Origin of the sequence: uncultured Cetobacterium sp. (assembly GCF_947039425.1) — a bacterium.
In the GTDB taxonomy this organism is placed as follows: Bacteria; Fusobacteriota; Fusobacteriia; order Fusobacteriales; family Fusobacteriaceae; genus Cetobacterium_A.
The window spans coordinates 1-9821 of the sequence record NZ_CAMQYW010000048.1 but is presented as its reverse complement, the minus strand read 5'-3'; the positions used below and the strand labels follow the sequence as shown (position 1 = coordinate 9821).

The following is a 9821-nucleotide window of genomic DNA, read 5'->3' as shown; positions in this document are numbered from 1 at the left end:
TTCAAATGGCTTGGTATGTATTTTTAATAAAAATTCTCTTTACTGCCATTACACTTGGTTCTGGTTTTAAAGGCGGTGAAGTTACTTGTTTATTTTTTATTGGTGCAACCCTAGGGAATGCTCTGTCAACAATCATTCCATTACCTATGGATTTAATGGCTTCTATGGGATTTGTAGCTATATTTGCTGCTGCTTCTAACACTCCAATCGCCTGTATTATCATGGCTATTGAGCTCTTTGGAACTGGAATTGAATTATATGCAGGAATCTCTTGTATAACAGCATACTTATTTTCTGGTCATGCTAGTATTTATTCAACTCAAATTATAGGTACATCAAAGCATGAAAGTTTTAAAAGTTCAGAAGGTAAATCTATATCTGAAAACTCAAAATTTGAATAAACATAAAAGAACATGATAATTTAAATTTATTGTGTTCTTTTTTTATTTTTCCTTTTTTCATATACCATATAAATCATTTGTTGACATATTATTAATTTAATGATTATAATATAAGAGTGTTTATTTTTTCACATTATCAAACAATATTCGTATGTTAACATTTTAGGAGGTATTTTATTTGAACTTATTTGAACACTTTATTAATCAAGCTAATAATTTTTTATGGTCGTATATTTTAATAGCAATGCTTTTATGTCTTGGTATTTATTTCACAATACAAAACAATTTTGTACAATTTAGATATTTTAAAGAGATGTTTAAAACTCTTATTGATAAAAGCGACTATGATGAAACTGCAGTTTCACCTTTCCAAGCTTTTTGTATTAGTGCTGCATCTAGAGTAGGTACTGGTAGCTTGGCGGGAGTTGCCATTGCTATTTCATTAGGAGGTCCTGGTTCTATTTTTTGGATGTGGATTATTACATTAATTGGAGCAGCTTCTAGTTTTGTAGAAAGTACTCTTGCTCAGATATATAAAACTCATGATAAGGAAGGATTCCGTGGTGGACCAGCTTATTATATGGAGAAAGCTTTGAAAAATAGAAAAATGGGAATTGCTTTTTCTATTTTAATTATTATATCTTTTGGGTTTATTTTTAATGCAGTACAAGCAAATACAATTGCTTACTCTTTTGCAACATCTTTTGCTTCTTTTGGAATTTCAAGAGTTTTTATTGGAGTAATTTTAACTCTTTTCACTACAGTTGTTATTTTTGGTGGAGTTCATAGAGTTGCTAAAGTTTCTGAATTTGTTGTTCCTATTATGGGAGTTGCTTATTTAGCTGTTGCCATTTTTGTTATAGTGACAAATTTCAGAGAACTTCCACATATGTTTAAAATTATTTTTCAAGGAGCTTTTGGAGTTAAACAATTTACAAGTGGTGGAATTGGTGCTGTTATTATGCAAGGAATAAAAAGAGGACTTTTCTCTAATGAAGCTGGAATGGGATCAGCACCAAATGCAGCTGCAACTGCTTCAACTTCTCATCCTGTTAAACAAGGATTTATTCAAACACTGGGAGTTTTTACAACAACTCTTTTAATTTGTTCTGCAACTGCATTTATTATCATAATTTCAAATACTTACAATATTGTTGGATTAGAAGGAATTCAATTAACTCAAAAAGCTCTTAGTTCTCAAGTTGGTAATTGGGGAGCACATTTTATAACTATCTGTATTTTGTTATTTGCATATAGCTCTATTATTGGAAATTATTATTATGGTGAAACAAATATTGATTTTATGAGTTCTAATAAAATTTATCTTTTTATATATAGAATTTTTGTTTTAGTTATGGTCATGTTTGGATCTGTTGCTGATGCTAAAATAGTTTGGGATTTAGCTGATCTTTTTATGGGGAGTATGGCTATTTTAAATTTAATTGCTATTTATAAACTCTCTCCAATTGTGGTTCAATGTTTAAAAGATTACTCTTCACAAAAAAAATTAGGTCTTAATCCTGTATTTAATATTAATTCTCTTTCTAACAAAGATGGTATTGAATGTTGGAATGAGCATGGAGAGATAAAATATAAGAAATAGCAGAGAGCACTTAAGTGCAGCTCTGCTATTTTTTTAATAATTTAATGATTCTAATTCAAATAATTCTTGCTTTTCAAAACATACTGGACAAACCTTTGGCGCTTCTAGTCCCTCTCTCACATAACCGCAAGCTCTACAATGCCATCTTTCCCCTTCAGGTTTTTTAAATACCATTTCACTTTGCACATTTTCTAAAAGTTTTAAATATCTTTTTTCATGTAAAATTTCAACTTCTGATATAACTTTATAAGCTGCCGCTATCTTAGGGAATCCCTCTTTTGCTGCAACTTCTGCAAAAGCTGGATAAAGAATTGACCACTCTTCATTTTCTCCCATTGCTGCTGCTTTTAAATTTTCTTCAGTTGTTCCAACTTTCCCTGCTGGATAAGTTGCAGTTATTTCCAAGTCTCTTCCTTCTAAATAAGAAAAAAATCTTCTAGCATGATAATACTCATTTAATGCTGTTTCTAAAAATAAAGCAGCTATTTGATCATACCCCTCTTCTTTTGCTTTATCTGCAAATAGAGTATATCTTTGTCTTGCTTGTGATTCACCAGCAAATGATTTTAAAAGATTCTTTTCTGTTTCTGTTCCAATAATTGATTTATCCATTTTTTAAATCCTCCTACTTTTGTGATACTTATATTTTCAACAGAACAATCTAAAATCCTTCAAATAACTTTATGAAATTTATTTTTTATTATTGCGATATATAAAATATTATTTGCAACAAAGTATTTAAAATGATATAATACATAGAAATATTTTATTATACGAGGAGGTTTTATGAAAAAATTAGGTAGCAGTGGTTTTATCATTATAGCTATGTTTTTAGGAATTTTAACTGGCGCAATTTTAGGAGAAAAAGCCTCAATATTTGCACCTTTAGGAGATATATTTTTAAAATTAATTACAATGTTAATTGTTCCTTTAGTTTTTTTCAGTATTATATCTGGAGCTGCATCTCTTGGTAAAACTAAGTCTGCTGGAAAAATTGGAATTTTAACTTTAGCATATTATCTTTTTACATCAGCAATAGCTGTTGTAATTGGAATTACAAGTGGTATTATTTTTAAACCTGGAATTGGAATTACCGTTCCTAAATCTCTGCTAACAGATAGTTCAACTTATGCTGCTGCAGGTAAAGTAACTGGATTTTGGGATACTATTTTAGGAATTATTCCAAGCAATCCTTTTAACTCTTTAACTACTGGAAATATCTTACAAATCTTAGTATTTGCTCTTTTCTTTGGGATTTGTTTATCAACATTAAATGAAAAAAAACAAAAACCACTTTTAGACATTTTAGATACTATAAATGAAGTTTTAATTAAAATGGTTAGTAAAATTCTATTTTTTGCTCCTTTTGGAGTATTCGGTTTAATGGCTAACTCAATTGCACTTTTTGGAATTGATATTCTAGCACTTGTTGTTAAACTTTTTTCAGTATTCACTTTAGCTTTGGGATTAATTCACTTTATTATGATTCCTGGTCTGGTAAAAGTTTTTACAGGGTTAAATCCTATTAAATTCATTAAAACTTTAGCTCCTGCACAAATTTTAGCATTCTCAACAGCATCTTCAATGGCAACTTTACCTGTTAATAAACAATGTTGTGAGAAATTAGGAGTGGATAATGCAACTTCATCTTTTATTCTTCCTTTAGGAGCTACTATAAATATGAATGGTAATGCTATGCTTTATGGTCTTGTTAGTATTTTCTTTGCCCAAATGTTCAATATTGAACTTGGTACTACTCAATATATTGCAATTATCTTAACATCTGTTTTAGGCGCTGTTGGTACTGCTGGTGTTCCTGGGCCTTCTTTACTTGTAGTTGCTGTTCTTGCTGCTGCTGGAATCCCAGTTATTGCTCTTCCATTGGTATTTGGAATAGATAGAATAATGGATATGATGAGAACTTCTACAAATATCTTTGGTGATGCTTCTTGTGCTGTTATTATGGATCATATTATAAAAAAAGAAAAGCACTCATAATTGAGTGTTTTTTTAATTATACTTTTTTAATATATTTTAATTGACTTTATTTATACCTTATTATATAATCTCCTCAACCAAATAAATTGGAGTTGAATAACTATGAAAAATAATAAATTTAATAATATTGAAATTCTAACTGAAGTAAATAATTTTATACACTCTTTTAAATCTGTTGTTATTGGAAGTAAATCTTCTGAAAATAATATTGATGTTACATATGCACCTCATTTAATTTTTGAAAATAACCATTACATTTTTATTAGTGAAATTGGAGATCACTATACAAATTTAAAAGATAATCCTCAAGAATTTGAAATACTTTTTCTTCAAGATGAAAAAGAAGCTGTCTCTCCTATTTTACGTAAAAGAGCTCGTTTTAATGTAACTTGTTCTTTCTTAGAAAGAGATGAAGAATTTAATAGAGTTTTAGATGTTTTTGAAGAACATATTGGAAACTCTATGAAAATAATAAGAAAAATGGAAGATTTTCATTTAGTTAAACTTAATATTTTAGATGGTAGATTTGTCAAGGGATTTGGGCAAGCTTATCTTTTAAAAAATGATAGTGTTATTCCAATGACTGGAGATAAAAAAGGACATTCTTCTAAATAAAACAAGTGGAAAAGATCTCTCTTTTCCACTTGTTTTTTTACAGTATTATATCATTTTTATTTTTAATTCCTTCGTATTTTACCCAACCTTTTTTTGCTAAAAACTTAATAAATTCTGCTGCTCTTCTCATTGCTTCTGAAAACTCTTCTCCAGTTTCTTTTTTCATCTCTCTAGCAATTTCAAATATACATTTTTCTCCATCTATATTTATCCATGCTAAACTTCCTAATTTATCAAATTCAATATCTTTTTTAGGTGATTTTTTTATTAACCATCCCATACATTTAGTAACTGGATTTTTTATCGTTAAATCTATTAATACATTTCCCTTTTCATTAATATCCCAATGCTTAATAATAATTTTAGGAATATACAATGAAAAATTGTGTTTATCCTCTTTACTTTTTTCTAATTTCATAATTATTTTTTCCTTCTTGTTGTAAAGAAATATATCCATATTGCAAAAAGTAAAAATATTATAAATGTAATTATACTACTTTGAGGAACTAATTTACTTCCAAAATTAATAGATATATTAAGTGCTGCAAATATACCTATAACTATACCTGTAATTGCATCTCCTGCAACAAGTCCTGAAGATAGAAGTATACCTTTTTCAACAGCATCTGACTTTCCTTCTGGATCATCTTTAAACTTTCTTTCAACTAAATCTCTAATTATTCCACCTGCAAATAACGCTGTATTTAGTGTTATTGGAAGATATATTCCTAAAGCTACTGCTAGTATAGGTAATCCTGCTAAAGCACAGAATACAGCTATCATAGCTCCTACAATTACAAGTGTCCAAGGAAGTTGTGCTGTCATAATCCCTTCTACTATTAATTTCATTAATGTCGCTTGAGGTGCAGCAACTGATTCTGTTCCTATTCCATAAGCTTTTTCCATTAAAATAATTGTTGCTCCAACTGAAACTGCTGCAATAGCTAAAGCTATGAACATTCCTATTTGAATCTTTTTAGGTGTTCCTCCTACTATAAATGTTGATTTTAAAGACTGAGCTACACCTCCAGCAACTGAAATGGCTACGCACGCTATTCCACAAGCTAAAAGTGACATTCTTATTCCTTCATTTCCAGTATGTCCCATCACTTTAAAAACTGTTGCTATAATTAATAATGTTGCAATTGTCATTCCTGATACAGGATTATTACTAGCTCCAACTATACCAACCATTCTTGCTGAAACTACTGCAAAGAAAAAAGAAAATAAAACAACTAATATTCCACCAACAAAACTACCATTTATCATTGGTGTTAACCATGTTAATAAAAATCCAAGTACAGCTGCTCCAACAACCCAACTTAAAGGAGCATCCATATTTATTCTATCTTTTGATGTACTTTTATCTCCCATTCCTTTTAATGAACTTTCAAAAGATGTAATAATTGTTGGTAATGATTTTGCAAGAGATATAAACCCTCCCATTGCAACTGCTCCAGCTCCTATATATCTTATATAACTTGACCAGATAGCTTGAGCGCTCATTTGAGAAATTGGTACTGATGATGGAAAAACTGCAATTGGTATAAAATCACCAAAATATTTTATTAATGGTATTAATCCTAACCACGCAACAATAGAACCACCAAACATGAGTATTGATGTTTCTGTTCCTATTATAAATCCTACTCCTAATAGTGATGCTAAAGTATCCACACCAACCATAGCACCTTGGTATGAAGTAATTACATAAGAAGCTGTTTCTTTCCAAAATCCAAAACCACCAGACAAAATTTTATATCCAAATCCTACTCCAAATCCAGTTATTATGGACTTAAAACCTTCCCCTCCTTCACTACCTATGACTAATACTTCTGCTTGAGCCATAGATTCTGGATATATTAATGATCCATGTTCTTCTACTATTAAATATCTTCTTACTGGTGTTACAAAGAAACATCCCATTATTCCACCAATAATTGTTACAATTACAACTGTTTCAATAGATAATCCAAATCCTAATAATATTAAAGCTGGTAGTATAAAAATTACACCACCTGCTATTGATTCTCCAACAGCTGCTAAAGAAGCAACAAAGTTTGCTTCTAAAATATTATTTCTTCTAAATATAGCTTTAAATATTCCTGTTGCTAATATTGCTCCTGGAATCCCTGATGAAATTGTCAATCCAACTTTTAATCCTAAATATGTGTTTGCTGCGGCAAAAATTATTGCAAGTATTACTCCCATAACAATAGAGTAACCCGTCATTTCTGGCATTACTTCAGTAGCTGATATAAAAGGAACATAATCTTCTCCATTTATATCTCCATATGCTGTTTTCGAAAGTTTTTTGATTTCATTTTCCAAAGCCATTATTTCCTCCCTAAATTTTTAAATATTATTTTAAGTTTTCTAATAATTTTATTGTGAATTTCCACATGTTTTCTACTGATTTTATACTGATTTTTTCATTGACACTATGAACATCATATAGATTTGGTCCATAACTTATCATATCTGCATTAGGTAATATTTTTTTTAATAATCCGCACTCTAATCCTGCATGTATTGCACTTATAGTTGCTTCTTTTCCTGTTAACTCCTTATATGTATTCATTGCTATTTCTCTAACTTTAGAATCTTTCTCATATTCCCAAGCTGGATATTCATTTGATTTTCTAATACTAAGGTTCATAACACTTCCAAGAGCATTTATTTTATTAATAAATTCATATAAAGAGCTTTTTACTGCACTTCTAAGTGCTATTGTTAAATTTAATTTTCCATCTTTTTCTTCTAAAACCCCATTATTTAAACTTGTTTGAACTAAATCCTTTATATCTTTGCTCATATATTGAACTCCATCAGGAACAATCATTAAGAAATCTACAATTTTATTAGTTACTTCTTCAGTATACTCCTCTTGAATACCATCCATTTCTAATATACCAACTTTTAAATTAGGTTCTTCTTTTAAATATTCATGTTGTAACTCTTTTCCCATCTCTTTAATAATATTTTTTATTTTATCAACATGACAAGAAGTTATAATAGCTTCTGATTTTTGAGGAATAACATTATGTTTTGTTCCTCCTTTTATCTCTACTAAATTATATAAATATTTATTTTTTATTTCATATAAAATTCTTCCTAATAATTTTATTGCATTTCCTCTTTGATTAAGTATCTCTTGTCCTGAATGTCCACCTTTTAATCCTGAAATTTGGATTTTTAATCCCTTATTTTTTGATTTTTCTTTTTCTAAATTAAAATCAACAACTAAATTAGCTCCACCTGCACAACTAACTAAAAAAATTCCTTCTTCTTCTGAATCTATATTTAAAAGAATTTCTCCAGATAAGTGTTCAGCTGTTAAAGCTGCTGCTCCATCCATTCCAGTTTCCTCATTTGTAGTTGCTAATAACTCTATAGCTGGATGTTTTATAGTTTTCGAATCTAAAATTGCTAATCCATAAGCTATAGCTATTCCATCATCTCCACCTAAAGATGTATCTTTTGCTTTTAAAATATCACCATCAATTACAAGGTCAATTGGATCTTTTTTAAAATCATGTTTTGATTCATCTGTTTTTACACATACCATATCTATATGCCCTTGAATAATAACCCCTTTAGATTTTTCATATCCCTCTGTTGCTGGTTTTTTTATAATTACATTAAGTGCTTTATCTTGATAAAATTCTAACTTTCTATCCTTTGCAAATGTAACTAAAAAATCACTTATTTCTTTCTCATTACCAGATTCTCTAGGTATTTTACTAATCTCATCAAACCAATAAAAAACTTCTTTAGGATTTAAATTTAAAACTTTGTTCATTTGTTGCCTCCTTAATCTTAATTTATTTCAATCCTACCACTTTTGCTTTTATATGTAAATATAAAAGTCATCATTCGAAACTATTTTTTTACAAATAGTATTTAATAAGTACATGTATAGCAAATTATTGTATAAAAAAATCCAGTATATTTACTGGATTTCTTTTGATTTATATTTTATTTTAAAGTTATTTTCAATAGAGGTTCTCCAACTTCTACTTTTTTACCTTCTGCTACTAACAACTCAATCTTATCTACCTTTTCATTACTTACTATAAACGGTGTTATTGATGATTTAGCATGTTCATTTATATAATCTAAATCGTATTTTATAAGCTCTTGTCCTGACACTACATTTTTACCTTTTTCTACTTCTATCACTCTTTCAAAACCTTTTCCTTCTAATAAAGATGTTCCTACTCCAAAGTGAAGAACTATATACAATCCTTTTTTAGGTTCAAATATTGCTAAATGATTAGTCTTAAATATTTCAACTGTCCCATCAACAGGTGAATAAATACTACCTTTTTCTGGAATAATTGCACATCCATCTCCAATTATATTACTTGTAAATGTTTTGTCCGGAACATTCTTTAAATTTGTTACTTCTCCTGCCAATGGTGAATTTACTATTATCTCTTTATCTTTTTTAAAAATATTAAACATTTGTTTGTCGCCTCCTAATTAAGCATGAATAATTACATTTGCCATATATCCTAAATAAACTAAGATAAATGCTAATGCCATTTTTTTACCAATTTTTTTATTTACAATAGCTATTACTCCAACAGCTGTTGTCATTAAAGCAACTGTCATTGAATCAATTATCATAGATTCTGAAACAGCTATCGGTTTCATTAACATAGTCAATCCTAATGTAAATAGTATATTAAATGTATTTGATCCTACAATATTTCCTAAAACAATATCCTCTTGTCCTCTTCTTGCAGCTATTATAGATACAACAAGTTCTGGAAGAGATGTTCCTATACCAACTATTGTTAATCCAACTAAGTGAGTACTCATACCAAAATCCGCAGCAATTTGTGAAGCATATTTAACAACCATATCTCCACCTTTAATAACAGCAACTAATCCAATTACTATTAAAATAATATCTTTTGCTAAAGACTTTCCTGTTGGTTTCTCATCATCACTACCATTTAAATGTTTTGATAATGAAAACGTTCCTTGAGCTATTTCATATATTAACATTTTTTTATCTTTAAGTTTTTGATCTACAATGGATCTCGAAATTGTTTCTTTACAATAATAAACAAATATTAAAAGTAATACCGCTCCATCAATTCTTGAAAACCCTTGATTAAAAAGTAACATTCTTCCACTTAAAGCAAAGAAAGGTAATAATATTGCTGCTAAAACTGATATTGGAAAATCAAATG

The 9821-nt window shown here is 29.0% G+C and carries 10 protein-coding genes; 4 read left to right on the top strand and 6 right to left on the bottom strand.

Annotated features, from left to right (window positions below; genetic code table 11):
* Window positions 1–401 (top strand): chloride channel protein (locus Q0V09_RS04415; RefSeq protein ID WP_297487341.1); only part of this gene is annotated, 401 nt, incomplete at its 5' end.
* Between the two features lie 178 nt (window positions 402–579).
* The gene (locus tag Q0V09_RS04410) at window positions 580–2004 is read left to right on the top strand and encodes a sodium:alanine symporter family protein (protein WP_297487339.1); all 1425 of its coding nucleotides are present in this window, start codon (window positions 580–582) and stop codon (window positions 2002–2004) included.
* A gap of 33 nt (window positions 2005–2037) precedes the next feature.
* Here the strand turns inward: Q0V09_RS04410 and rbr are convergent, their stop codons facing one another.
* Window positions 2038–2616 carry a rubrerythrin gene (gene rbr, locus Q0V09_RS04405; RefSeq protein ID WP_297406758.1) on the bottom strand — a complete coding sequence of 193 codons (579 nt, stop codon included), beginning with the start codon at window positions 2614–2616 and terminating at the stop codon, window positions 2038–2040.
* A 174-nt stretch (window positions 2617–2790) separates the two neighbouring features.
* On the opposite strand from rbr, the gene Q0V09_RS04400 reads away from it, so the two are divergent.
* Both Q0V09_RS04400 and Q0V09_RS04395 read left to right on the top strand, forming a co-directional pair.
* The gene (locus Q0V09_RS04400; RefSeq protein WP_297406756.1) at window positions 2791–4002 is read left to right on the top strand and encodes a dicarboxylate/amino acid:cation symporter; all 1212 of its coding nucleotides are present in this window, start codon (window positions 2791–2793) and stop codon (window positions 4000–4002) included.
* A 102-nt stretch (window positions 4003–4104) separates the two neighbouring features.
* The gene (locus Q0V09_RS04395) at window positions 4105–4617 is read left to right on the top strand and encodes a pyridoxamine 5'-phosphate oxidase family protein (RefSeq protein ID WP_297406754.1); all 513 of its coding nucleotides are present in this window, start codon (window positions 4105–4107) and stop codon (window positions 4615–4617) included.
* Window positions 4618–4654: 37 nt separating this feature from the next.
* On the opposite strand, the gene Q0V09_RS04390 is transcribed toward Q0V09_RS04395, so the two are convergent.
* The 5 genes from Q0V09_RS04390 to Q0V09_RS04370 all read right to left on the bottom strand — a co-directional run.
* Window positions 4655–5035 carry a PqqD family protein gene (locus Q0V09_RS04390; RefSeq protein WP_297406752.1) on the bottom strand — a complete coding sequence of 127 codons (381 nt, stop codon included), beginning with the start codon at window positions 5033–5035 and terminating at the stop codon, window positions 4655–4657.
* Window positions 5036–5037: 2 nt separating this feature from the next.
* Complete coding sequence (locus Q0V09_RS04385; protein ID WP_297406750.1) at window positions 5038–6954, bottom strand: OPT family oligopeptide transporter; 1917 nt, start codon at window positions 6952–6954, stop codon at window positions 5038–5040.
* Window positions 6955–6979: 25 nt separating this feature from the next.
* Window positions 6980–8419, bottom strand: coding sequence for an aminoacyl-histidine dipeptidase (locus tag Q0V09_RS04380; RefSeq protein WP_297487337.1), 1440 nt, complete (start codon window positions 8417–8419; stop codon window positions 6980–6982).
* 176 nt (window positions 8420–8595) lie between these two features.
* Window positions 8596–9084: a glucose PTS transporter subunit IIA gene (locus Q0V09_RS04375; RefSeq protein ID WP_297487335.1), complete on the bottom strand. Its 489-nt coding sequence runs from the start codon at window positions 9082–9084 to the stop codon at window positions 8596–8598.
* Window positions 9085–9102: 18 nt separating this feature from the next.
* A partial coding sequence (locus tag Q0V09_RS04370; RefSeq protein WP_367172288.1) for a sodium:calcium antiporter occupies window positions 9103–9821 on the bottom strand: 719 nt, incomplete at its 5' end.

Excerpts from the sequence above, each read along its gene's own strand:
- rbr (WP_297406758.1), bottom strand. The coding sequence starts at position 2,616 with ATGGATAAATCAATTATTGGAACAGAAACAGAAAAGAATCTTTTAAAA.
- Q0V09_RS04400 (WP_297406756.1), top strand. The coding sequence starts at position 2,791 with ATGAAAAAATTAGGTAGCAGTGGTTTTATCATTATAGCTATGTTTTTA.
- Q0V09_RS04395 (WP_297406754.1), top strand. The coding sequence starts at position 4,105 with ATGAAAAATAATAAATTTAATAATATTGAAATTCTAACTGAAGTAAAT.
- Q0V09_RS04390 (WP_297406752.1), bottom strand. The coding sequence starts at position 5,035 with ATGAAATTAGAAAAAAGTAAAGAGGATAAACACAATTTTTCATTGTAT.
- Q0V09_RS04385 (WP_297406750.1), bottom strand. The coding sequence starts at position 6,954 with ATGGCTTTGGAAAATGAAATCAAAAAACTTTCGAAAACAGCATATGGA.
- Q0V09_RS04380 (WP_297487337.1), bottom strand. The coding sequence starts at position 8,419 with ATGAACAAAGTTTTAAATTTAAATCCTAAAGAAGTTTTTTATTGGTTT.
- Q0V09_RS04375 (WP_297487335.1), bottom strand. The coding sequence starts at position 9,084 with ATGTTTAATATTTTTAAAAAAGATAAAGAGATAATAGTAAATTCACCA.